Source organism: Streptomyces sp. CLV115, from assembly GCF_038448545.1.
In the GTDB taxonomy this organism is placed as follows: Bacteria; Actinomycetota; Actinomycetes; order Streptomycetales; family Streptomycetaceae; genus Streptomyces; species Streptomyces sanglieri.
The window spans coordinates 71,699-93,594 of the sequence record NZ_JBCEWQ010000015.1; the positions used below are offsets into that span (position 1 = coordinate 71,699).

A 21,896-nucleotide genomic window follows, 5' to 3' on the forward strand; every position below is an offset into this window, starting at 1 on the left:
TCGGGTGATTCGGTGGCGGCGGCCGGTACGGTCCGGCCGCCGGGTGTCACTCCTTGGCGGCTGTCGGCTGTTCGCTCTCGGCCGCCGTCACGTCCTGCTCGGGCACGGCCTGCCCCGAGCGGATCAGATCGATCCGGCCCATCACCTTGGACCGCAGGTCACTCGGCACGTCGTCCTGGCCGCAGCACCGCTTCACCAGCTTCTTGACGGCCTGTTCCAGGCCGTACTTCTCCAGGCACGGGGAGCACTCCTCGAAGTGCACCTCGAACTTGGTGCAGTCACTGTCGGGCATCTCGTGGTCGAGGAACTCGTAGAGATGATCGAGGACTTCCGAGCAGTCCGTCTCGTGCGGCTCTCCGCAGCTCATGAGCCCGAGCCTTTCCGATCGTCCGACTCACCGGCACCGGCCGGGACGAGCCCGCGCTCACGGGCGTAGTCCTCCAGCATGCCGCGCAGCTGGCGGCGGCCCCGGTGCAGTCGGGACATCACCGTACCGATGGGAGTCCCCATGATGTCCGCGATCTCCTTGTAGGCAAAGCCCTCGACGTCGGCGAGATACACGGCGATGCGGAACTCTTCGGGGATCGCCTGCAGAGCGGACTTCACGTCCGAGTCGGGCAGGTGGTCGAGCGCCTGCGACTCGGCGGAACGCAGACCGGTCGACATGTGCGACTCGGCGCGCGCCAGCTGCCAGTCCTCGATCTCCTCGGCGGCGCTGCGCTGGGGTTCGCGCTGCTTCTTGCGGTACGAGTTGATGAACGTATTGGTGAGGATGCGGTACATCCACGCCTTGAGGTTGGTGCCCTCACGGAACTGGTGGAAGGAGCCGTACGCCTTGGCATACGTCTCCTGGACCAGGTCCTCGGCGTCCGCGGGATTGCGCGTCATGCGCAGCGCGGCCGAGTACATCTGGTCGAGGAAACCGAGCGCGTCCCGCTCGAAGCGCGCGTTGCGCTCGGCGGACGTCTCCTGCGCGCGGCCGTCGTCGGTCCCTGTGTCGGTCCCAGTGACCGGACCCACCTCCTCCAACGCTGTGGCGGAGCCGAAACCGGACCCGCTCGAATCGGAGAATAGTCGACCTTGCTTCGAGACGGGCTGTCGATCCGATCCGCCCTGGGCCCGCTCGGGAGTGGTCCTGGCCGCGTGCAGCACCGTCCACTCCAGGTCAGCGGCGTTCGAGCGGCGCGGGCAGATGGTCGAACCCATGCGACGGACTCCCTCTCCACGTACGACGTTGATGTACCGATGACACCGACAACAGTGGCCCCTCTCCCAACATTCCCGGGGCGTACGTCACACGAGGGGGTGTCCGATTCATGACCCCGCGACGCCGCAGGCATGTGTCAGACACCCTCCAGGGCGGACAGCCACCCGGTCACCGCGCCGGTGATGATCTCCATCGCCTCGTCCTGGCTCGGCCCGGCCTTCTTCGGGACGGCGAACCCGTGGTCGGCGTACGGGACTTCGGTCAGCCCGTACTCCCCCGGAGGGAATTCGGCGGGCCGCCCGAACGGGTCGTGGCCGCCCTGCACGACGAGCGTCGGCACCCCGGAGCCGAGCAGTTCGTCCGCACGGGACTTCTCCGGCCTGCCCGGTGGGTGCAGCGGGAAGCTCAGCGCGAGCACGGCACGGGCGCCGAGCTCCGCGGCGGTCCGGCAGGCCACCCGGGCCCCGGCGCTCCGCCCGCCCGCGACGACGGGCAGCCCGGCGGCGGTGAGCGCGGGCCACAGCCCCCGCCACCCGGTGTCCAGGGTCTTCGGGGCGGGCGCGAGCCGCTTCCCGGCGACCCGCCACGGCTGCTCCACCAGGGCGACGGTCACCCCGTGGGCGGGCAGCACGGCGGCCAGGGCCCGCAGGTCGCGGGCCTCGATGCCGCCGCCCGCGCCATGGCCGAGGGCGAGCACCAGCCGGGCTCTCGCCGCCTTCGTCGTACCGGGCGCCGGGAACCAGGTGATCCTGGCCGGCCCGGCATCGGTGTCGGCCGTTTCGGCGGTCCCGGCCCCGCGGCCCGTCTCTTCAGTGGTCACGCGCCCCATCTTCCCCGCAGGGGGCTCAGAAGAGGGTGCCCACCTCCGGCGCGGCCAGTTCTTCCAGCAGTTCGGGGCCGTTGTTGCGGACGTTGCTGACGGCCGTGGCCACCGGGTAGGCCCGCATCAGCCCGCCCGGCGGCGGGGCGAGCAGCGCCCTCAGCTCCTCGACGTCGGTGCGGGACGGGTCCAGCCAGTCGTCCCAGCGGTCCGGCGTCAGCATCAGCGGCATCCGGGGGTGGATGTCGGCGAGCGAGGCCGGGCCGTCCGCGGGGGCGACGGCGAGCGGGGTGGTCTCCGCCTCGGTGGTGATCACCGTGCACGTCACCCACCAGGCCATCGGGTGGTCGTCGGGCAGGGTCCGGTCGCGCCAGAACTCGTACAGCCCGGCCATCGCGAAGACCGACCCGTCGGCGGGGGTCACGAAGTACGGCTGCTTGCGCGGGCGCTTCTTCTTCCCCTTCTCCTCCAGCTGCCGTTCGTCCGCGCCGGTGACCCACTCGTAGTAGCCGTCGGCGGGCAGGATGCAGCGCCGGGAGACGAAGGGACGGCGGAAGGACGGCTTCTCGTGGACGGTCTCCGCCCGGGCGTTGATCATCCGCGCCGCGCCCTCCGGGGACTTCGCCCAGGACGGCACGAGTCCCCATTTCAGGGCCCGCATCTGGCGAACCGGACGCTGGTCGTCTGCGTCTTTCACAGGACGCTCCAGTACCGCGTAGACCTCCTTGGTGGGCGCCACGTTCCAATCGGGCGCCAGGGCCTCGGCCGGCTCCCACTTCTCGACCTGGAAGAGTCCGGTCAGGTCCTCGGGCCGCCGACTCGCTGAATACCGTCCGCACATGAGTGCCAGACTGCCACGACCGTCACACCGGCAGGACGCCGATACCGCAAGCCGACACCGCAAGGAGCCGCCCGCGCCATGGACAGCACCGAACTGGGCAATCTGTGGGACCGCGTGATCGGCACCCAGCCCGCCCCCGAGCAGTGGCTGGTGGTGGTGACCGGCACGCTCGCGCTGATCGCCGTCGTGCCGAACCCGCTCTGGCGGCTGACCCGCAACGCGATCACCATCGCGCACGAGGGCGGTCACGGGCTGATCGCGCTGCTCACCGGCCGGCAGCTGTCCGGCATCCGGCTGCACTCGGACACCAGCGGCCTGACCGTCAGCCGTGGCAAGCCGACCGGTATCGGCATGATCCTCACCGCGGCCGCCGGCTACACCGCCCCGCCGCTGCTGGGCCTGGGCGGCGCGTGGCTGCTGGTCGACGGCCGGATCACGCTGCTGCTGTGGGTGGCCACCGCCCTGCTCGCGGTGATGCTGGTGATGATCCGCAACGTCTACGGGGCGCTGACGGTGATCCTCACCGGTTCGGCCTTCCTGCTGGTGTCGTGGCTGGCCTCACCCGCCTGGCAGTCGCTGTTCGCGTACACCGTGGTCTGGTTCCTGCTGCTCGGCGGCGTGCGCCCGGCCTTCGAGCTCCAGTCCAAGCGGCGGCACGGCGGTGCGCCGGACTCGGACGCGGACCAGTTGTCGCGGCTGACCGACGTACCGGCCGCGCTCTGGCTCTTCCTCTTCCACGCGGTGTCGCTCTGCTCGCTGATCGGCGGCGGGCGCTGGCTGCTCGGCATGTGAGACATACGGGCGCGCGGCGGCCCGCGACGGCTCCGACCGCCCCTGCCGAGGCCGTCGGACCGCCCGGCAGTCGGGGGCGGACGAAGGAGCGGGCACGGCGGAGCCGTGGTGGCCGACGGCAACGCCGCGGATGCGCGCACCCGGTCCCGCGACGCCACTCCCCGATTGCCGGGCGGTCTAAAGTGAGATCCATGACCGAAAGCTCCGTGCACCCCGCTCTCTGGCCCGCCCCGCATGCAACCGGGGCGGTCGACGCGACCGTCACCGTGCCCGGATCGAAGTCGGTCACCAATCGCGCGCTGGTGCTCGCCGCGCTCGCCGCCGAGCCCGGCTGGCTGCGCCGCCCGCTGCGCTCCCGCGACACCCTGCTGATGGCCGAGGCGCTGCGTTCGATGGGCGTCGGCATCGAGGAGGGCGTCGGTCCGGACGGCTCCGGCGAGGCCTGGCGGGTCATCCCGGCCGGGCTGCACGGTCCCACCACCGTCGATGTCGGCAACGCCGGCACGGTCATGCGCTTCCTGCCGCCGGTCGCGGCCCTGGCCGACGGCCCGGTCCGTTTCGACGGCGACCCGCGTTCGTACGAGCGCCCGCTGACCGGTGTGATCGACGCGCTGCGGGTGCTCGGTGCCCGGATCGACGACGAGGGGCGCGGCTCGCTCCCGATGACCGTGCACGGCAGCGGTGCGCTGGACGGCGGTCCGGTGGCGATCGACGCCTCCTCGTCCTCCCAGTTCGTCTCGGCACTGCTGCTGTCGGCGCCGCGCTTCAACCAGGGGGTGGAGGTGCGTCACACCGGCGCCCGGCTCCCCTCCATGCCGCACATCCGGATGACCGTCGACATGCTGCGGGCGGTCGGCGCGCAGGTCGACGAGCCGGAGACGGGCGGCGAGCCGAACGTCTGGCGGGTCTCCCACTCCGCCCTGCTCGGCCGTGACCTGACCATCGAGCCCGACCTGTCCAACGCCCAGCCCTTCCTCGCGGCCGCGCTGGTCACCGGCGGCCGGGTCACCGTCCCGGACTGGCCCGAGCGCACCACCCAGCCCGGCGACGCGCTGCGGGAGATCTTCACCGCGATGGGCGGCAGCTGCGAGCTGACCGAGCGCGGTCTCACCTTCACCGGTTCGGGCCGGATCCACGGCATCGACGTCGATCTCGGCGAGGTCGGCGAGCTGACCCCGGGCATCGCGGCGGTCGCGGCCCTGGCCGATTCGCCGTCCACCCTGAGCGGGGTCGCCCATCTGCGGCTGCACGAGACGGACCGGCTGGCCGCGCTCACCAAGGAGATCAACGAGCTGGGCGGCGACGTCACCGAGACCGCCGACGGCCTCCACATCCGGCCCCGTCCGCTGCACGGCGGTACCTTCCATACGTACGACGACCACCGGATGGCGACCGCGGGGTCGATCATCGGCCTTGCCGTACCCGGAGTGGAGATCGAGAACGTGGCGACGACCGCCAAGACCCTGCCGGACTTCCCGCAGATGTGGACCGGAATGCTCGGGGCCTGAGACATGCGCCGCTACGGCAAGAACCCCGACGAGGACGACATCCGGTTCCGCCCCAACCCGAAGGGCAACCGGCCCCGCACCCATACCCGCCCGAAGCACGAGGACGCCGAGGAGGGCATGGTCCTCACCGTCGACCGGGGCCGCCTCACCTGTCTCGTCGACGGTCGTACGGTCATGGCGATGAAGGCCCGTGAGCTGGGCCGGAAGGCCGCCGTGGTGGGTGACACCGTCTCCATCGTCGGTGATCTCTCCGGCGACAAGGACACCCTCGCGCGCATCGTCCGCATCGGTGCGCGCCGTTCGGTGCTGCGCCGGACGGCGGACGACGACGATCCGTTCGAGCGGGTGGTCGTGGCCAACGCGGACCAGCTGGCGATCGTGACCGCCCTGGCCGATCCGGAACCCCGGCCCAGGATGATCGACCGCTGCCTGGTCGCGGCGTACGACGGCGGGCTCTCCCCGCTCCTCGTCCTCACCAAGTCCGACCTGGCCTCCCCGGACAAGCTGCTGGAGGCGTACACCCCGCTGGGTGTCCCGTTCATCGTGACCAGCCGCGAGGAGCTGGAGAACGGCGACGCGGCGGAGCGGGTCCGCGAGCAGCTGAACGACCGGGTCACCGCCTTCGTCGGGCACTCCGGTGTCGGCAAGACCACGCTGGTCAACGCGCTGGTGCCGAAGGACCGCCGACGTACGACGGGGGTGGTGAACGCGGTCACCGGGCGCGGCCGGCACACCACCACATCGGCGCTGGCGCTGCCGCTGCCGGACTACCGGGGCTGGGTGATCGACACCCCCGGTGTGCGCTCCTTCGGGCTCAACCACATCGACCCGTCCCGGGTGATCCACGCGTTCCCGGACCTGGAGCCGGGCACCGAGGAGTGCCCGCGCGGCTGCACCCACGACAGCCACGCACCGGAATGCGCCCTGGCCGCCTGGGTGGCGGACGGCCACGCCGATCCGGCCCGGCTGGACTCGCTGCACCGGCTGCTCGCCACCCGGGAGCGACGCGAAGGCGACTGACCGGGCAACGTTTGCGATCTGCCGTCACCGGTAAATGCATAATCACATTCAGTGTGGCAAGGCGTCACCGACGTGGGAGGGCACTGACGATGGCGTGGCTGCTGGTCGTGGTCGCAGGACTTCTGGAGACCGGCTTCGCCGTCTGTCTGAAACTCTCGCACGGCTTCACCCGGCTCTGGCCGACCATCGCGTTCTGCATCTTCGCCCTCGGCAGCTTCGGTCTGCTGACGATGTCGCTGAAGAAACTCGACGTGGGCCCCGCCTATGCCGTGTGGACGGGTATCGGCGCGGCAGGCACCGCGATCTACGGCATGGTCTTCCTCGACGACGTGGTCTCCACGCTCAAGCTGGTGTCGATCTCCCTGGTGATCATCGGGGTGATCGGGCTCCAGCTGTCGGGCTCGTCCCACTGACCGCGTCCGGCACCCGCGCCACCACGTGGCGCACCAGCGGCGCCGGCTCGCCCCCGGTTCCCGACGGAGCGGGCACCAGCGCGTAGCTCAGGGCGAGCCGCAGCGCGATCTCGCAGGTCATCGCGAGGGCCTCCGGGTCGTGAGGGGGCCTTTCGCCGTCGAGGGCGGCCACCGCGCGTTCGCCGGCCCGGCGGAGCAGTTCGGCGGGGGTCGGCGGGCCGGGATCGGGACTCCGGGGGCCGGGCAACGGGTCCGGGCAGCCGGCCGCGAGGGGGCCCGGGCGGGGTAACCGCTCGTTCCAGCAGCCGGTGAGCAACGCCTTGACCAGCACGTTCGTCCGTACGGCCCGGACGGTCCAGGCGGCGGTGGCGGCCAGCCTGTCCGCTGTACCGCCCGCCGTTCCCAGCGCGCGCTCGACCCCGGCCAGGTAGCCGTCGACGGCGTCCCGCACCAGGGCGCGGGCCAGGCCGTCCTTGCCGCCGAACTCGTTGTAAAGGGTCTGCCGGGAGACCCCGGCGGCGGATGCCACGTCGACCATGCGCACCGACGTCCAGGGCAGGGTCGCCAGCGCCGAGAGGGCGGCGTCCAGCAGTACTTCCCGCGCTGTGGGCATCGTCGCCTCCCGCGCCGAGGGCTCCGCGTCCCAGCGTCGGCGCGGCCCCGGGGGCTGTCAATGGTCCGCGCGGCTCCCGGCACGTGCGGCTCCCGGGCGTGTGGCTCTGTTCACCTTCGGTCGATACTGTGACGGCATGCCCGATTACCACGATGATCTGCGCCTTGCCCATGTACTGGCGGACGCCGCCGACGCGGCGACGATGGACCGGTTCAAGGCCCTCGACCTCAAGGTCGAGACCAAGCCGGACATGACCCCGGTGAGCGAGGCCGACAAGGCCGCCGAGGAGCTGATCCGCGGCCACCTCCATCGGGCCCGCCCGCGTGACGCGATTCTGGGCGAGGAGTTCGGGATCGAGGGCACCGGCCCGCGCCGCTGGGTCATCGACCCGATCGACGGCACCAAGAACTATGTGCGCGGCGTGCCCGTCTGGGCGACGCTCATCTCGCTGATGGAGGCCGGTGAGGACGGGTTCCAGCCGGTGGTCGGCGTGGTGTCGGCCCCGGCGCTGAACCGGCGCTGGTGGGCGGCCAAGGGCGCCGGCGCGTACAGCGGCCGCAGTCTGACCTCCGCGACCAGGCTCCAGGTGTCGAAGGTGGAGCGGATCGCGGACTCCTCGTTCGCGTACGCCTCGCTGAGCGGCTGGGAGGAGCAGGGCCGCCTCGACGGGTTCCTGGACCTGACCCGGGCCTGCTGGCGCACTCGCGGGTACGGGGACTTCTGGCCGTACATGATGGTCGCCGAGGGCTCGGTGGACATCTGCGCGGAGCCGGAGCTCTCGCTCTGGGACATGGCCGCCAACGCGATCGTCGTCCAGGAGGCGGGCGGGAAGTTCACCAGCCTGGACGGGGTCTCCGGCCCCGGCGGCGGCAACGCTGCGGCCTCGAACGGACTGCTCCACCACGAGCTGCTCGGCTATCTGAACCAGCGCTACTGAACCGGCTCCACTGAACCGCGCCATTGAACCTGCGTTGCTGAACCGGCGCCGATGAACCGGCTCGCACGCCGGGATCGTGTCCCCCGGGGGCGTTGCGCGCTGTCGCGCCTCCGGGGGAGCTTCGTCCCCCCTTGTTCCGTCCCCGTATCGGTGCAACTCTGAGAGTCCCCCCGCTTGTGAATTTGTGAATCGGCTCACGCAGTCGTTTCACCAAGGAGGTGGCTCCCTTCATGCTCGTCCGTGACGCCATGAGCACGCTGGTCCTCACCATCGGGCCCGCCCATACGCTCCGCCAGGCCGCCCGGCTGATGTCGGTCCGCCATGTCGGGGCCGCGGTCGTACTCGACCAGGACCACAGCGGGCTCGGCATCCTCACCGAACGCGACATACTCGACGCGGTCGGCTCCGGACAGGATCCGGACGTCGAGACCGTCGCCGGCCACACCACCACCGATGTGGTCTTCGCCGCGCCCACCTGGACCCTGGAAGAGGCCGCGGTGGCCATGACACACGGCGGGTTCCGGCATCTGATCGTGCTGGACGGCCACGGCCCCGTGGGCATCGTCTCCGTCCGCGACATCCTGCGCTGCTGGGCGCCCACCCGGCGCCGCCACCGCGCCGAGCTCATCGGCTGAGCCCCCGAACGACCGGTGGGCCGGTCTCTCCTCCGGGGAGGCCGGCCCACCGCCGACGGCAGCCGCCCGGATCAGCCGCGAAGGGCCTGGACCGCGGCCTCCAGACGCTTGCCGAAGTCGCCGTCCGCCTGGCGGAAGTTGTTGATCGCGCGCTCGGCGATGTCGTCGCGCGAGACCTTGGCGATGAACCCGGCGAGGTTGTCGATCAGCCGGGCCTTCTCGTCCTCGGAGTAGAGCCGGTACAGGTTTCCGGCCTGCACGAAGTCGTTGTCCTCGGCGTGGCTCGGGGCCACGTGCGTGGCGACCTCGCCGGTGACGGTGGTGGGCTCCCACAGCGGGCGGTCGGTCTGGGCCGGACCGCCGAAGCTGTTCGGCTCGTAGTTCTTCGCACCCTTGTGGCGGCCGTCGTACAGGTAGCCGTCCCGGCTGTTGGTACGCGCCTCGGTGGCGTGCGGGCGGTTCACCGGCAGGTGGTCGGCGTTGATGCCGACGCGGTAGCGGTGGGCGTCGCCGTACGCGAAGAGACGGCCCTGGAGCATCTTGTCGGGGGACGGGCCGATGCCCGGCACGAAGTGCGCGGGGCTGAAGATCGACTGCTCGGTCTCCGCGAAGATGTTCTCCGGGTTCCGGTTGAGCTCCAGCTTCCCGATCTCGATCGGCGGGTAGTCCTCGTGCGGCCACACCTTGGTGAGGTCGAACGGGTTGAAGCGGTACGTGGCCGCCTCGGCCGCCGGCATGATCTGGACCTGCACCGTCCAGGACGGGAAGTCGCCGCGCTCGATCGCCTCGCGCAGATCGCGCTGGTGGCTGTCCGGGTCCTCACCGGCGAGCTTGTTGGCCTCGTCCTGGGTGAGGTTCTTGATGCCCTGGTCGGTCTTGAAGTGGTACTTGACCCAGAAGACCTCGCCGGCCTCATTGTTCCACTGGAACGTGTGCGAGCCGTACCCGTTCATGTGGCGCAGCGTGGCCGGGATGCCCCGGTCGCCGAAGAGCCAGGTCACCTGGTGGGTGGACTCGGGCGACAGACCCCAGAAGTCCCAGACGTTGTCCGCCTCCTGCGAGCCGGTGTACGGGTCGCGCTTCTGGGTGTGGATGAAGTCGGGGAACTTGATGGCGTCCTTGATGAAGAACACCGGGGTGTTGTTGCCGACGAGGTCGTAGTTGCCCTCTTCGGTGTAGAACTTCAGCGCGAAACCGCGGGGGTCGCGCACCGCGTCGGCCGAGCCGAGGTTGCCCGCGACGGTCGAGAAGCGCAGGAAGGTCTCGGTCTGCTTGCCGACCTCGGAGAGGAACTTGGCCCGGGTCCACTGCGAGACGTCACGGGTCAGCGTGAACGTGCCGTACGCGCCGGCGCCGCGGGCGTGCACGATGCGCTCCGGAATGCGCTCACGGTTGAAGTGCGCGAGCTTCTCCAGCAGCGACTGGTCCTGCACCAGGACGGGACCGCCGACGCCCGCGGTCTGGCTGTTCTGGTTGTCGGCGACCGGCGCGCCGGCCTCCGTGGTGAGCGGTCCCTGCGTCACGTGCGCCTCCTGCGTCGTTCCTGCACATTCGTCTCGAACTGCACAGCCTGTCCCTTGGCGTATGCCGGTTCCGATCCTACAATGGACTTAGTCCAAGTCAAGCGAACATCCAAAGTCACACCCGTTCGGGACCTGGTCCCACCACTGTTAGGCTTGTTTCCATGAGCGACCTGTTGGAACGACTTCGCGGACGCGGCTGGCGCATGACTGCGCAGCGGCGCGTCGTGGCCGAGGTCCTCGACGGGGACCATGTGCACCTGACGGCCGACGAGGTCCACGCCCGGGCCGTGGCCAGGCTGCCCGAGATCTCCCGCGCCACCGTCTACAACACGCTCGGCGAGATGGTGACGCTCGGCGAGGTCATCGAGGTCTCCACGGACCGCCGCGCCAAGCGGTACGACCCGAACGCGCACCGGCCCCACCACCACCTGGTCTGCGCGAGCTGCGGCACGATCCGCGACGTGCACCCGGCCGGCGATCCGATGGCGGACCTGCCGAGCGACGAGCGCTTCGGCTTCACGGTCTCCGGCGTCGAGGTGACCTACCGCGGCATCTGCCCGAACTGCGCGGCGACGGGCTGAGCCGGGCCGCCCCTCACGACGAAGGCCCCGGTGCGAGCGTCATTCGCACCGGGGCCTTTCGCATGCTCCCGCGCGAAGGGCGGCACACCTCCCCGCCACCGGCATGTGCGCACCCCCTTCCCGAATCTGACGGGTAGTCATATCGTCTGCGGCGATCACGTCCGCCCCGCGGCGGATCCGCACCTCGATACGCCCGAGGAGAGACCCGTGGGAGATCCGCACCCGACCCCACCCGCCACCGCAGCCACCCGTCCCAAACTCCACGCCGAAGCGCTCACCCGCTCGTTCGGGCGCGGGGCCAAGGCCCTGTCCGCCCTCGGTCCGCTCGATCTCTCCGTCGCGCCGGGCGAGTTCACCTGCGTCGTCGGCCCGTCCGGCTGCGGCAAGTCCACACTGCTGAGGATCGCCGCCGGGCTGCTCCGCCCCAGCTCCGGCGAGCTGTCCATCCGTACGGTCTCGCCCCGTCCGGCGGCGATGATCTTCCAGGACTACGGCATCTACGACTGGAAGACCGTGCTCGCCAATGTCCGGTTCGGCCTCGACATCCAGCGCACACCGCGCAAGGAGGCCGACGCCAGGGCCCGCGACTGGCTGGCCCGGATGGGACTCTCCGACTTCGCGGGGGCGTACCCGGCCGCCCTCTCCGGCGGAATGCGGCAACGGGTCGCGATCGCCCGCGCCCTCGCCGTCGAACCCGAGATCCTGCTGATGGACGAGCCGTTCGCGGCGCTCGACGCCCAGCTGCGCACCATCCTCCAGGACGAGCTGCTCGACCTCACCCAGACCACCCGTACCACCACCCTCTTCATCACCCACAGCCTCGAAGAGGCGATCGTGCTCGGGGACAGGGTGCTGGTGATGTCCGCCAGACCGGGGCGGATCATCGCCGAGCGCCGGCCGCCGTTCGGCCGGCCGCGCACCGGCACGGTCCGGTCGGCACCCGAATTCACCGCGCTGAAGAGCGAGTTGTGGGAGCTCCTGCGTGGCGAGGTGCACCGGGAGGCGGTCCCGGCATGACCATCACCGTGAACACGCCGAAGCCCGACGAGGGCCTTCTGATCCGCAGACCGGGCCCGCAGGAGCTGCGTCCGGCACGCACCCACCGCAGGCGCCGCGCCCTGGAGATCACGCTCGCCGTCGCCGTGCCGCTGCTCCTCGTGCTGCTCTGGCAGCTGGCAGCCACGCAGTCCTGGATCGACGCCCGGGTCTACCCCGCCCCCTCCACCATCCTGGCGGACGGCCTGGACCGGGCGGGCGCCGGTGAACTGTGGCCGGACGTGTGGGCCACGCTCAAGCGGGTCCTCGGCGGCTATGCGATCGGCACCGTCGCGGGATACGCGCTCGGGCTGCTGATGGGCTCGCTCTCCCTCGTACGGGCGGCTCTGGAACCGTTGCTCGACGCCCTGTACGTCGTGCCGAAGCTGGCCCTGCTGCCCGTCTTCCTCAACATGTTCGGCCTCGGTGAAGGGCCGCAGATCGCCCTGGTCGCCGCGACCGTCTTCTTCTTCGTCTGGATCTCCACCATGGCGGCCGTGCTCGCCGTCCCGGCCGGGCACCGCGACGCCGGTCAGGTCTTCGGCGCCTCGCCCTGGCAGATGTTCCGCCATGTCCTGCTGCCCGCCTCGCTGCCCGCGGTACTGGTCGGGGCGCGGATCGCGGCGGGAGTGGCGGTGCTCGTCATCGTCGCCTCCGAGCAGATCGCCGCGGCCGACGGTCTCGGCCATCTGATCTTCGACTCCCGGGCACTGTTCCAGAACGACGTGATGTTCGTCGGCATCGTGTGCGTGGCCGTCCTCGGTGTCATCTTCTCCGAAGTGGTGCGGATCGCCGGACGGCTGCTCACGCCGTGGGCACCGCGCGACCGCGGCCGCGGTCGGTCCTGAACGGCTCCCCACGCTCTTCGTACGGAGGCACTGTGCGTACCCACACCCGCATCACCCGCACCGTCGTGCTCGTCACGGCATCCCTGCTCGGCGCCGCGGGCTGCGCCGGGCACGACTCCGGCGGCGACACCACCGCCGCCGCGCCGCGCGTAGTGAAGCCCGTCGCGGGCTGCGGCGCCGGGAGCTGGACCGACCCGGCCGACCTCGCCCCCGACCGAAAGGCGGCCCGCTGCGACAAGGGCGCCCCGGCGGCCCGGCCCCTGGCCGAGAAACGGAAGATCACCGTGGCCACCGGCACCCTGAGCGCGGAGTACGTCGCTCCGCTCCAGGTCGCGGTGGCGAAGGGCGAGTTCGCGAAGGAGGGACTGGACGTCGAGCTGAAGGTGCTGCCCACCCCGGACGCCCTGCCGCTGCTCGCCAAGGGCGACGTGGACGCCCAGTGGGCGGCCCCCGAGGCAGCCGTGATGAACGGCGTCAACGGCGGCTTCGACATCAAGTGGGTCGCGGGGAACTTCTCCCCCGACCCCACCTCCAAGAGCGGCCTGTGGGTGCGCCTCAAGGACGGCGAGAGCGCCGATCACGTAGAGATGGCGGGCCGGAAGCTGGGCACCATGATCGGCAAGGGCTCGGTCATCGCGTACCCGATGGACACCTCCCTGAAGAAGCACGGCGGCGGCCTCGACCGGATCAGCTTCCAGCAGCTCGGCTCCGCGGACGTGCTGACCGCGCTGCAGAACGGCGGCGTGGACTCGGCCTGGCTGCTCGACCCGATCTGGCGCAAGGTGGACGGCGACAAGAAGTACGCGTTCCTGGGCGGCCAGCCCGTCGGCGAACCGCTCGGCGGCCTGCTCTTCGGCCCGACTCTGCTGAACAAGGATCCCGACGCGGGCGTCGCCTTCCTCCGCGCCTACATCCGGACGGTGAACACCTACTTCGCCGGCGACTACAAGTCCGATCCCGGCTTCGTGACCGAGCTGGCGAAACTGATGAAGACCGACGAGGCCACGCTGCGGTCGACCCCGTCGATGCGGATGGACTGGGAGATACGCAAGGGCACGACGGACCGGCTGCAGGAGGCGTACGCCGACTCGGGAGTGTCGAAGGGAGCCCCGGTGCCGGAGGAGAAGGCCGTGGACCGGGCGATGTATTCGGAGGCCGTGGGCCACAAGCTCTGACTCGCGCACAGTGCCTGCGCGGAAGGCCGACGCATGCACAGAAGGCCGGATCCTCGAAAGGATCCGGCCTTCTGTCTTCAGTAGCGGGGACAGGATTTGAACCTGCGACCTCTGGGTTATGAGCCCAGCGAGCTACCGAGCTGCTCCACCCCGCGTCGTTGTGGTTAGAACTGTACGTCACCACTGCCGACCAGCGCAAATCAGTTCCGGCGCCCCACGGGGCGGGCACCGGGGCGCCGCTCGTACGACGCCCCGGACCGCTCGTGTCCTACGCGGTCAGCTCCTGGTGCAGCGCCTCCCGCAGCCGGGCGGCCCGTTCGGCGACCTCCGCCGGGCCCAGCTCCACCGCTCGCGCACACCAGCGCTGTCCCTCGGCCAGCTCGCCGCGGCGGGCGGCCAGCAGCGCGAGGCGCAGGGCGGCGCGGCCGTGCCCGTCGTTAGCCGCGCGGCTCCACCACAGGGCGGCCTCGCGCTCGCTGCCCTCCCGGGCGAGCAGCAGCCCGAGGTTGAAGGCGCCGTTGCGGCTGCCGGACTCGGCGGCCTCGCGGTACCAGCGGGCGGCGCTGTCCACGTCGCCCCGGGCTGCCGCGAGCATCCCGACCCGGACCTGGGCACGGCGGTGGCCCTGCTCGGCGGCCCGCTCGTACCACTCCTCGCACTCGGTCTTCTCCGGCATCGGCTCGCCGAGCGCCGGGGGGCCGGGCGGCGGCTGCCGCGAGTCCAGCACTCCGGCCAGCCGGAAGGCCGCCTCGGCGCTGCCGCCGCCGGCCGCGCAGCGCAGATGGCGCTCCGCCTCCTGCTCCTCGCCGTGGTGCAGCAGGGCCATGCCGACCTGGAGGGCGGCCTCGGTGTGCCCGGCCGCCGCGGCGCGCTCGTACCAGACCAGCGCCATGCGGTCCTCGTCGCGCCCGGCGTACAGGATGCCGAGGTTGAACGCCGCGTCCACGCTGCCCGCCTCGGCCGCCTTGGAGAACCAGGGCTCGGCGCCGGTCGCGTCGCCCGCCTGGAGCAGGAGCACGGCCAGCGCGTTGGCGGCCTCACGGTGGCCCGCGTACGCGGCCCGGCGGTACCACTGCTCGGCCTGCGGCGTACGGTCCTGGGCCGCGCAGAGCAGGCCGAGGTTGTAGGCGCCGTTGACGTCGCCCGCGTCCATGGCCGCGCGGTACCAGCGCTCGGCGGTCTGCTGCTCGCCGCGGGCCGCGTGCAGGGCGCCCAGGGCGTTGGCGGCGTTCCCGTCGCCGTCCTGGGCGGCACGCAGCCACCACACGGCGGCGCTCTCCTCGTCGCCCGCGTCACGCAGCAGGAAGCCGAGCGCACAGGCGGCGCGCGCCTCGCCCGCCTTCGCGGAGATGAGGTACCAGCGGCCGGCCTCCTTGGGCTCGCCGCGCTGTTCGAGGATGGCGCCGAGGTGCAGGGCGGCACGCCGGTGGCCGCGCGCGGCGGCCTGCCGGTACCACTGCTCGGCCTCACCCACCCGCCCGGTCGCCGGACCCGCCACCGGGCCGTCGTCCTTGCGCGCCACGGGCCGTCCGCTCCCCCCGGAGCGGTCGCCCGCGCCGGGGCCCAGCCCCGGGCGGCCGAAGGCGTCGTGCGGGTCGTCGCCGGCGTTGCGGTCCAGCATGCGCGCGAGGCGGTACGCGGCCTCCCGGTGCCCCTGCTCGGCGGCGGCGCGCAGCCAGCGCTCCGCGCCGACGTCGCTGCGGTGCTCCAGCAGGTCGGCCAGGGCGTACGCGCCCAGCGCGTGGCCCTGCTCGGCGGACTGCCTCAGCCAGTACTCGGCGCCGGGCTCGTCGCCCCGCTCGCGGTAGTGGCGGCCCAGCGCGTGTGCGGCTGCGGCGGACCCCGCGACGGCGGCGATGCGCCACCAGCCGGCCGCGTCGTCGGTGTATCCGCGCTGGTGGAGCAGGACACCCAGGTTGTTGGCCGCGGCCCGGTCGCCGTCCGCGGTGGCTCCCCGCAGATAGGGTTCGGCGCCGTCCAGGTCGCCGCGGCGCAGCAGCAGTGCGCCGAGAACGCTCATCGACGCGGTGTCCCCGGCGTCGGCGGCGCGACGGTGACGCGCCTCGCTCTCGGCGCTCTCCGGGCTCTCGGTGCCCCCGGGAGCCTCCGCGGCCCCGACGATCCCGGTGCTCCGCTCGGCCCCGGCGCTTCCCGTGCTCTCTGTGAACTCCGTGCTCTCGACGGTCGCGGCACACCCCGCAGTCTCGGCTGTCTCGGTCGCCTTGATGATCTCAGGCGTCTCGGGTGTCTCAGATGTGTCAGTGGTCTCGTTGTTCTCGGTGGCGGCAACGCCAAAAGCCGCATTCATCGCGTTGTCCGGACGATCAACGCGACGCTGCACAAACCGCCCTGTCTCCAACAGAGTTGCCCTGTCCCCCATAAATACCATCGTCGCACCGCCTGCCACCCGCGTACACCTGGTATAGCGCGGCCAGTTAGGTCACTTCAGCGTTTTGTCGACATGCCCACAGAGAGATAAGTCAAACACGTCCGGAGCCAACTCGTGCCCCGCGAACCGCACTTCACGCACCCTGCACAAGAAAGCCGCCGTGACACGACGAAGGCCCGGATCCTCGAAAGGATCCGGGCCTTGGTCTTTCAGTAGCGGGGACAGGATTTGAACCTGCGACCTCTGGGTTATGAGCCCAGCGAGCTACCGAGCTGCTCCACCCCGCGTCGTTGTGGTGAAACCGTACCACGACGCGGGGTGGAGCCTTTACCGGGTTACTCAGCCACCGCTGTCGGCGCCGGCCGGCTTGTCCGTCTTGTCGGCGCTGTCGGCACCGCCGGCCTTGTCTGCGCCGTCGGCCTTGTCGGCACCCGCCTTGTCGGCACCGTCCGCCTTGTCCGAACCGCTCGCGCTGTTCTCGCTGCCCGGCTTCGGCTGGGCGGCCGCCGCACGCTGGAGCGCGTCCTGCAGGTCCGCCTGGGCCTTGCCGTAGGCGGCCCAGTCCTGCTCCTTGAGGGCCGCCTCGCCCTCCGAGTAGGCCTTCTGCGCGTCCGCGATCGCCTTCTTCAGCGCCGCGTCACCGGTGGCCGGCGGCTGGGTGGTGCCCGGTGGCCTGGTGGTGTCCGGCGGCTGGGTGGTGCCGGAGTCCGTCACCCCGAAGACCGCGTTGAGCGCCTCCCCGAGACTGTTCTCGAAGACGGTCTTCGACCCGTACGAGGCGGCGACCTTGCGCAGCAGCGGATAGTTCTGCGTGCCACCGCGCGTGTACACCGGCTCGATGTAGAGGAAGCCCCCCTCCAGCGGCACGGTCAGAAGATTGCCGTACTCGATGTCGGAGTCGGTCCCCTTCAGGTTTCTCACGAACTCGGCGACGTCGTCGTTGCCGTTGAGCTCACTCTGTACCTGTCCCGGGCCCTTCACCGTGGTGGTGACTCTCAGCAGCCTTATCGTGCCGTAGTCCTTGCTGGCCGCATCGGCGTCCACCGCCATGAACGCCCCGAGGTCGGGCCGCCCCTTCGGGGTGAAGGTCGTCGTCAGCGAGAACTTCTGAGCGTCCTGGTCCGGCATCTTTATGCTCAGGTAGTACGGCGGGACGGCGCCGGACTCCTTGTTGGTCGGGTCGTCCGGGACCTGCCACGCGTCACTGCCGCTGTAGAACTGCGCGGGGTTCTTGACGTGGTAGCGGGTCAGCAGTTCGCGCTGCACCTTGAACAGGTCCTGCGGGTAGCGCAGGTGGTCCATGAGCTGCTTCGGGATGTCCGCCTTGGGCTCCACCGTCCCCGGGAACGCCTTGCGCCAGGTCTTGAGGACCGGGTCCTCGGTGTCCCACTCGTAGAGCTTGACCTTGCCGTCGTAGGCGTCGACGGTGGCCTTCACCGAGTTGCGGATGTAGTTGACCTGGTTCTGCTGGGCGACGACCGCACGCTGGTTGGTGGTCAGCGAGTCGGCCGTGGTGTCACCGAGCGTCGTACGGGAGGCGTACGGGTAGCCGTTGGTGGTGGTGTACGCGTCGACGACCCACTGGATACGGCCGTTCACCACGGCCGGGTAGGCGTCGCCGTCGATGGTCAGCCACGGGGCGACCGCCTCGACGCGCTCCTTGGGCGTGCGGTTGTAGAGAATCCGCGAGCCCTCGCCGATGGCTCCCGAGTAGAGGATCTGCGGCTCGCTGAACGAGACCGCGTACGCGGCGCGGTTGAACGCGTTGGAGAGACTGACCCCGCTGTCGCCCTTGTAGCTGGTGGTCTTCTCGCCGTCCTCCTCGTAGTCGAGCTCCTTCTGGGGCCCGCCGACGATGGAGTACTGCTCGGTCTTCTCGCCGTAGTAGATCTGCTGCTCGTACTCGGGGAACTCACCCGAGGTCGGCAGCCCGGACTCGGTGAAGTCCGGGGAACCCTTCGGGTTCTTGCCCGTCGTCGTGCCCCGGGCCGCGATGGCGCCGTAGCCGTGGGTGTAGGTGAAGTGGTCGTTGATCCAGTTGCGCTTGGGGATGCCTTCGAGGTTGAGCTCGCGCAGACCGATGACCGTGTCCTGGTCCTTGCCTGCGGCGTCCTTGTAGCGGTCGACATCCAGCGTCTTGGGGAACTGGTAGTAGTTCCTCTTCTGCTGGAGCTGCTGGAAGGCCGGGGAGACGACGTTGGGGTCCATCACCCGGTAGCTGGCGGCGTCGTTCGCGCTGGCGCGCAGCTTGGTGTCGTCGTCCGTCGTGCTCTTGCCGGAGTAGTCGTCGACCTTGGCGTCGTCGATGTCGTACGCCTCGCGCGTCGCTTCGATGTTCTTCCGGATGAACGGGGCTTCCTTGGCCTGCTCGTTCGGCTGGACCTGGAACTTCTGCACGATCGCGGGGTACAGCCCGCCGATCAGGATCGCCGAGAGCACCATCAGGCCGAAGCCGATGACCGGGAGCTGCCAGGTGCGGCGCCAGAGCGTCGCGAAGAACAGCACGGCGCAGATCGCGGCGATGCAGAACAGGATGGTCTTCGCCGGCAGGTAGGCGTTGGCGTCGACGTACCGCAGGCCCGTCCAGTTGTCCGTGGCCTTGAAGTCGCTGGACTTCACGGCCAGGCCGTACCGGTCGAGCCAGTAGGCCACGGCCTTCAGCGAGACGAAGACGCCGAGCAGCACCGAAAGATGTCCGGTGGCCGCGCCCGTCGCGCGCGCTCCGGGGCTGGTGATGCGCAGCCCGCCGTACAGGTAGTGGGTCATCGCGGCGGCGATCAGCGAGAGCACCGTGGCCGCGAAGCCGAAGCCCAGCAGGAAGCGGTACCAGGGCAGATCGAAGGCGTAGAAGGACACGTCCAGGTGGAACTGGGGGTCCTTCTGCCCGAACGCCACGCCGTTCACATACATCAGCCAGGTACGCCACTGGCCGGAGGCGGATGCTCCGGCGATCAGACCGACGAGCGCGGTGATCGCGAGCAGCACCCACTTCTTGTGCGGGGCGAGGCTCATCCGGTAGCGGTCCAGGCTCTGCTGTTCCAGCGACATCGCGCTCAGCGGCGGCCGGAGCCGGTGCGCGAGCCAGATGTTCAGGCCGACGGCGACGGCCATCAGCAGTCCGAAGACGAGGAACAGCCCGATCTTGGTCCACAGGGTGGTGGTGAAGACGGATGAATACGCGACCGACCGGTACCACAGCCAGTCAGTCCAGAACCCGGCGAACATGACGAACGCCATGGCGAGAACCGCCAGGACGCCCAATGTCATGAGCAGGGTACGGGCACGCCGGGACGGGCGGCCGACTCTGATCCGTGGCCCGGTCGGGCCTCCGCCGCGGTCCGGCATCTGGAAAGCCAACGTGCGCACCTCGAAGTTCGCGGGTCGTGTGGAGCGGGCCCAGCGATCGTAGAGCCCACCTATGCAACTTACTGAGGCTTTACCTAGTTCCCGTTACCGGGGCGGAAGGAGGCAGGATGTTGGCCATGTCCAACGTTTCCCCCTCAGGCCCCCCGATGGCCGCCAGTCCGCTCACCGTCGCCGTGCTGGAAATCGACGAGTACATCTCCGGCCTCGGCTGGGACCAGCCGGCCCGGCTCTTCGCCCTGGTCGACACCGCCAAGCTGCGGGTCCAGGAGCCCGGTCTCGCCGCCCAGCTCGGCCTGGACAGCTCCGAATCCCCGGCTGCCGCCCTGACCCCCATCGAGCAGGACGAGCTGCCGCCGGGCACCGCCCTGGACGAGTTCCTCGCCACGATCGCCTGGCCCGACGCGGTGATCGGATGCGCGATGACGGTGGAGCGGCTGATGCTGCCGCCGTCCGCCGAGGCCTCCGTGCCCGAGGGGCTCAGCGACGCCCAGCTGACCAAGTGGGTCGCCAAGCACCCGGAGCGCCAGGAGGTGCGGATGACCGTGGCGGTCCTCCGGGACGGTACGCGTGAGTCGGCCGTACGGCTGCGCGCGAAGGACACCCCGAGCGAGGTGCGGACCGGCGCCGGTCTGGTGCCCGGTCTGGCCGACGCGCTGGCCGCGACCTTCGAGGCCTGACCTCCCGGCGTCTCCCCCGCAGGGGGCGCGGTCAGCCTGCCGAGCAGCTCGGCAGCCCGGCCGTGTCCCCCGCCTTGATCTTCTCCAGCGACTTCTTGGCGTCGTCGATCGTCTTCACCCGCACCAGCGTGAGTCCGCTCGGGGTGTCGGAGGCTGCGGCCCCGCAGTTCTCGTCCGGCGTCAGGAAGTACCTGGCGCCCGCGTTGCGCGCGCCGACCAGCTTCATGTTGATGCCGCCGATCGGGCCGACCTTGCCCTTGTCGTCGATCGTGCCGGTGCCCGCGATGAACTTGCCGCCCGTGAGCTTGCCCGGGGTCAGCTTGTCGATGATGCCCAGCGAGAACATCAGACCGGCGCTCGGGCCGCCGACATCGGCGAGCTTGATGTCGATCCGGAACGGGAACGTGTGGTCCGTCCCGGCCTGGATCCCGACGATCGCACGGTCCTCCTTGGGCGCCTTCGCCGTGGTGATGACGATCTTCCGGCTGCCTTCGGGCTCCTTGCCCGCCTTCTCGGCGGCCTCCGCTGTCTTGGCCGGGACGACCGTGAAGGTGACCTTCTGGCCCGGGTCGCGGCGGGTGACGAGCTTCGCGACGTCCTCGGGCTGCTCGACGGGCGAGCCGTCGACCTGCTTGATCACGTCGCCGGCGTGCAGCTTGCCCTGGGCGGGGCTGTCCTTGACGACCGTGGAGACCACGACGCGCGAGGTCACCGGGATCTTCAGCTCGGTAAGCGCGGCGACCTTGGCGCTCTCCTGGGACTGGCTGAACTCCTCGGCGTTCTCCTGCGTCGACTGCTGCTCGGTCTTGCCGTCCGGGTAGAGGGTGTCGTGCGGCACGACCAGGCTGTCGTGGGCCAGCCAGCCGTAGACGGACTCGACGAGATTCATGCTGTAGTCGGCACCGGTGACCCTGACCGTCGTCATGTTGAGGTTGCCGGAGGTCGGGTACGTCTTGTGCCCGGAAATCTGCAGGACGGGTTCGCCGCCGACCTCGCCGAGGGTGTTCACGGTCGGCCCGGGAGACATCTCCGAATACGGCACCTTGATCAGCACGCCTGCGCAGAGCAGCGCGATGAGGACCAGTGTGGAGGCGAGCATCGTCGCGGTGCGGCGTGGCATGGAACGACAGTACGGGAAGGGTCTGTCAGTGCACCGCCGGGGCCGGTCCGTACGAGGCGGGGAACCGGGCGCGGGCTGTGCCGGAGGGCGCCGGCAGCCGGGGCCGCGATGCGGGTCGGCGACTGCGTACGCGCGAGCAAACGTTCAGACGACGTCGGAACCGGAGTGCGGCTTCTCCATCGCCTCGCGGAACCTGGCATAGCCGGCGAGCTCGGAGACATCGCCGGTCGTTCGATTGCGGGTGGCCCAGCTTCCCCATATCGCGGCACCGAACGCAGCGAAAAGCGGAATCAGCAACCAGGCAAGTGCTGCCATTACGACCTCCCTACCCATGAGCGACCGCAACTGACCGATCAGCAGATTAACCGTCTGGACAACCAACGCTCACGGCAGGGG

Annotated in this window: 21 protein-coding genes and 2 tRNA genes; 11 read left to right on the plus strand and 12 right to left on the minus strand. The window is 70.5% G+C overall.

The window, feature by feature from the left end; translation table 11 throughout:
• Positions 1-46 precede the first annotated feature (46 nt).
• The 4 genes from rsrA to AADR41_RS08710 all read right to left on the minus strand — a co-directional run bounded on the left by rsrA (position 47) and on the right by AADR41_RS08710 (position 2,868).
• Positions 47-367 carry a mycothiol system anti-sigma-R factor gene (rsrA, locus tag AADR41_RS08695; protein WP_342280729.1) on the minus strand — a complete coding sequence of 107 codons (321 nt, stop codon included), beginning with the start codon at positions 365-367 and terminating at the stop codon, positions 47-49.
• Positions 364-1,020: a sigma-70 family RNA polymerase sigma factor gene (locus tag AADR41_RS08700; protein ID WP_266729806.1), complete on the minus strand. Its 657-nt coding sequence runs from the start codon at positions 1,018-1,020 to the stop codon at positions 364-366. The genes rsrA and AADR41_RS08700 overlap by 4 nt, the downstream gene beginning before the upstream one ends.
• 323 nt (positions 1,021-1,343) lie before the next feature.
• On the minus strand, positions 1,344-2,036 hold the full coding sequence (locus tag AADR41_RS08705) for an alpha/beta hydrolase family protein (RefSeq protein ID WP_446750997.1): 693 nt from the start codon (positions 2,034-2,036) through the stop codon (positions 1,344-1,346).
• Between the two features lie 16 nt (positions 2,037-2,052).
• Positions 2,053-2,868: an SOS response-associated peptidase gene (locus AADR41_RS08710; protein ID WP_342280731.1), complete on the minus strand. Its 816-nt coding sequence runs from the start codon at positions 2,866-2,868 to the stop codon at positions 2,053-2,055.
• Positions 2,869-2,946: 78 nt separating this feature from the next.
• On the opposite strand from AADR41_RS08710, the gene AADR41_RS08715 reads away from it, so the two are divergent.
• From AADR41_RS08715 to AADR41_RS08730, 4 genes are all read left to right on the plus strand, one after another.
• The gene (locus AADR41_RS08715; RefSeq protein ID WP_342280732.1) at positions 2,947-3,660 is read left to right on the plus strand and encodes a M50 family metallopeptidase; all 714 of its coding nucleotides are present in this window, start codon (positions 2,947-2,949) and stop codon (positions 3,658-3,660) included.
• A 191-nt stretch (positions 3,661-3,851) separates the two neighbouring features.
• Positions 3,852-5,168: a 3-phosphoshikimate 1-carboxyvinyltransferase gene (aroA, locus tag AADR41_RS08720; RefSeq protein ID WP_259928747.1), complete on the plus strand. Its 1,317-nt coding sequence runs from the start codon at positions 3,852-3,854 to the stop codon at positions 5,166-5,168.
• Between the two features lie 3 nt (positions 5,169-5,171).
• Positions 5,172-6,188 carry a ribosome small subunit-dependent GTPase A gene (gene rsgA / locus AADR41_RS08725; RefSeq protein WP_342280733.1) on the plus strand — a complete coding sequence of 339 codons (1,017 nt, stop codon included), beginning with the start codon at positions 5,172-5,174 and terminating at the stop codon, positions 6,186-6,188.
• Positions 6,189-6,277: 89 nt separating this feature from the next.
• Complete coding sequence (locus AADR41_RS08730; protein WP_342280734.1) at positions 6,278-6,601, plus strand: DMT family transporter; 324 nt, start codon at positions 6,278-6,280, stop codon at positions 6,599-6,601.
• On the opposite strand, the gene AADR41_RS08735 is transcribed toward AADR41_RS08730, so the two are convergent.
• The gene (locus AADR41_RS08735; RefSeq protein ID WP_342280735.1) at positions 6,558-7,214 is read right to left on the minus strand and encodes a TetR/AcrR family transcriptional regulator; all 657 of its coding nucleotides are present in this window, start codon (positions 7,212-7,214) and stop codon (positions 6,558-6,560) included. The two genes, AADR41_RS08730 and AADR41_RS08735, sit on opposite strands and share 44 nt — an antisense overlap.
• A gap of 136 nt (positions 7,215-7,350) precedes the next feature.
• Between AADR41_RS08735 and hisN the strand changes: the two genes are divergently transcribed.
• Positions 7,351-8,151, plus strand: coding sequence for a histidinol-phosphatase (gene hisN / locus AADR41_RS08740; RefSeq protein ID WP_342280736.1), 801 nt, complete (start codon positions 7,351-7,353; stop codon positions 8,149-8,151).
• A gap of 230 nt (positions 8,152-8,381) precedes the next feature.
• The gene (locus AADR41_RS08745; RefSeq protein ID WP_342280737.1) at positions 8,382-8,786 is read left to right on the plus strand and encodes a CBS domain-containing protein; all 405 of its coding nucleotides are present in this window, start codon (positions 8,382-8,384) and stop codon (positions 8,784-8,786) included.
• 71 nt (positions 8,787-8,857) lie between these two features.
• On the opposite strand, the gene AADR41_RS08750 is transcribed toward AADR41_RS08745, so the two are convergent.
• Positions 8,858-10,309, minus strand: a complete 1,452-nt coding sequence (locus tag AADR41_RS08750) for a catalase (protein ID WP_342280738.1) — start codon at positions 10,307-10,309, stop codon at positions 8,858-8,860.
• 161 nt (positions 10,310-10,470) lie between these two features.
• On the opposite strand from AADR41_RS08750, the gene AADR41_RS08755 reads away from it, so the two are divergent.
• The 4 genes from AADR41_RS08755 to AADR41_RS08770 all read left to right on the plus strand — a co-directional run bounded on the left by AADR41_RS08755 (position 10,471) and on the right by AADR41_RS08770 (position 13,948).
• Positions 10,471-10,890: a Fur family transcriptional regulator gene (locus AADR41_RS08755; protein ID WP_342280739.1), complete on the plus strand. Its 420-nt coding sequence runs from the start codon at positions 10,471-10,473 to the stop codon at positions 10,888-10,890.
• Between the two features lie 207 nt (positions 10,891-11,097).
• Positions 11,098-11,907, plus strand: a complete 810-nt coding sequence (locus tag AADR41_RS08760) for an ABC transporter ATP-binding protein (RefSeq protein ID WP_342280740.1) — start codon at positions 11,098-11,100, stop codon at positions 11,905-11,907.
• On the plus strand, positions 11,904-12,773 hold the full coding sequence (locus AADR41_RS08765; RefSeq protein ID WP_342280741.1) for an ABC transporter permease: 870 nt from the start codon (positions 11,904-11,906) through the stop codon (positions 12,771-12,773). The genes AADR41_RS08760 and AADR41_RS08765 overlap by 4 nt, the downstream gene beginning before the upstream one ends.
• Positions 12,774-12,805: 32 nt before the next feature.
• A complete protein-coding gene (locus AADR41_RS08770) occupies positions 12,806-13,948 on the plus strand; it encodes an ABC transporter substrate-binding protein (RefSeq protein WP_342280742.1) in 1,143 nt (380 codons plus the stop codon).
• 81 nt (positions 13,949-14,029) lie between these two features.
• Here AADR41_RS08770 and AADR41_RS08775 read toward each other — a convergent pair.
• The 4 genes from AADR41_RS08775 to AADR41_RS08790 form a co-directional block, all read right to left on the minus strand.
• A tRNA-Met gene (locus AADR41_RS08775) sits at positions 14,030-14,103 on the minus strand.
• 113 nt (positions 14,104-14,216) lie between these two features.
• Positions 14,217-16,337 (minus strand): tetratricopeptide repeat protein, encoded by a 2,121-nt coding sequence (locus AADR41_RS08780; RefSeq protein WP_446750999.1) that lies wholly within the window; start codon positions 16,335-16,337, stop codon positions 14,217-14,219.
• 213 nt (positions 16,338-16,550) lie between these two features.
• Positions 16,551-16,624: transfer RNA gene (locus AADR41_RS08785), tRNA-Met, on the minus strand.
• Positions 16,625-16,676: 52 nt separating this feature from the next.
• Positions 16,677-19,682, minus strand: a complete 3,006-nt coding sequence (locus AADR41_RS08790; protein WP_342280753.1) for a UPF0182 family protein — start codon at positions 19,680-19,682, stop codon at positions 16,677-16,679.
• 128 nt (positions 19,683-19,810) lie between these two features.
• Here AADR41_RS08790 and AADR41_RS08795 point away from each other — a divergent pair, with 128 nt between their 5' ends.
• Positions 19,811-20,380, plus strand: coding sequence for a PPA1309 family protein (locus tag AADR41_RS08795; RefSeq protein ID WP_342280744.1), 570 nt, complete (start codon positions 19,811-19,813; stop codon positions 20,378-20,380).
• A gap of 31 nt (positions 20,381-20,411) precedes the next feature.
• On the opposite strand, the gene AADR41_RS08800 is transcribed toward AADR41_RS08795, so the two are convergent.
• Together AADR41_RS08800 and AADR41_RS08805 are read right to left on the minus strand one after the other, a co-directional pair.
• Positions 20,412-21,500, minus strand: a complete 1,089-nt coding sequence (locus AADR41_RS08800; protein ID WP_342280745.1) for a YlbL family protein — start codon at positions 21,498-21,500, stop codon at positions 20,412-20,414.
• A gap of 144 nt (positions 21,501-21,644) precedes the next feature.
• Positions 21,645-21,815, minus strand: a complete 171-nt coding sequence (locus AADR41_RS08805) for a hypothetical protein (RefSeq protein ID WP_266912420.1) — start codon at positions 21,813-21,815, stop codon at positions 21,645-21,647.
• Between the last annotated feature and the right edge of the window lie 81 nt (positions 21,816-21,896).

Excerpts from the sequence above, each read along its gene's own strand:
- AADR41_RS08735 (WP_342280735.1), bottom strand. The coding sequence starts at position 7,214 with ATGCCCACAGCGCGGGAAGTACTGCTGGACGCCGCCCTCTCGGCGCTG.
- rsgA (WP_342280733.1), top strand. The coding sequence starts at position 5,172 with ATGCGCCGCTACGGCAAGAACCCCGACGAGGACGACATCCGGTTCCGC.
- aroA (WP_259928747.1), top strand. The coding sequence starts at position 3,852 with ATGACCGAAAGCTCCGTGCACCCCGCTCTCTGGCCCGCCCCGCATGCA.
- AADR41_RS08780 (WP_446750999.1), bottom strand. The coding sequence starts at position 16,337 with ATGGTATTTATGGGGGACAGGGCAACTCTGTTGGAGACAGGGCGGTTT.
- AADR41_RS08715 (WP_342280732.1), top strand. The coding sequence starts at position 2,947 with ATGGACAGCACCGAACTGGGCAATCTGTGGGACCGCGTGATCGGCACC.
- rsrA (WP_342280729.1), bottom strand. The coding sequence starts at position 367 with ATGAGCTGCGGAGAGCCGCACGAGACGGACTGCTCGGAAGTCCTCGAT.
- hisN (WP_342280736.1), top strand. The coding sequence starts at position 7,351 with ATGCCCGATTACCACGATGATCTGCGCCTTGCCCATGTACTGGCGGAC.
- AADR41_RS08745 (WP_342280737.1), top strand. The coding sequence starts at position 8,382 with ATGCTCGTCCGTGACGCCATGAGCACGCTGGTCCTCACCATCGGGCCC.
- AADR41_RS08730 (WP_342280734.1), top strand. The coding sequence starts at position 6,278 with ATGGCGTGGCTGCTGGTCGTGGTCGCAGGACTTCTGGAGACCGGCTTC.
- AADR41_RS08705 (WP_446750997.1), bottom strand. The coding sequence starts at position 2,036 with ATGGGGCGCGTGACCACTGAAGAGACGGGCCGCGGGGCCGGGACCGCC.
- AADR41_RS08795 (WP_342280744.1), top strand. The coding sequence starts at position 19,811 with ATGTTGGCCATGTCCAACGTTTCCCCCTCAGGCCCCCCGATGGCCGCC.
- AADR41_RS08805 (WP_266912420.1), bottom strand. The coding sequence starts at position 21,815 with ATGGCAGCACTTGCCTGGTTGCTGATTCCGCTTTTCGCTGCGTTCGGT.
- AADR41_RS08800 (WP_342280745.1), bottom strand. The coding sequence starts at position 21,500 with ATGCCACGCCGCACCGCGACGATGCTCGCCTCCACACTGGTCCTCATC.
- AADR41_RS08790 (WP_342280753.1), bottom strand. The coding sequence starts at position 19,682 with ATGCCGGACCGCGGCGGAGGCCCGACCGGGCCACGGATCAGAGTCGGC.
- AADR41_RS08710 (WP_342280731.1), bottom strand. The coding sequence starts at position 2,868 with ATGTGCGGACGGTATTCAGCGAGTCGGCGGCCCGAGGACCTGACCGGA.
- AADR41_RS08755 (WP_342280739.1), top strand. The coding sequence starts at position 10,471 with ATGAGCGACCTGTTGGAACGACTTCGCGGACGCGGCTGGCGCATGACT.
- AADR41_RS08765 (WP_342280741.1), top strand. The coding sequence starts at position 11,904 with ATGACCATCACCGTGAACACGCCGAAGCCCGACGAGGGCCTTCTGATC.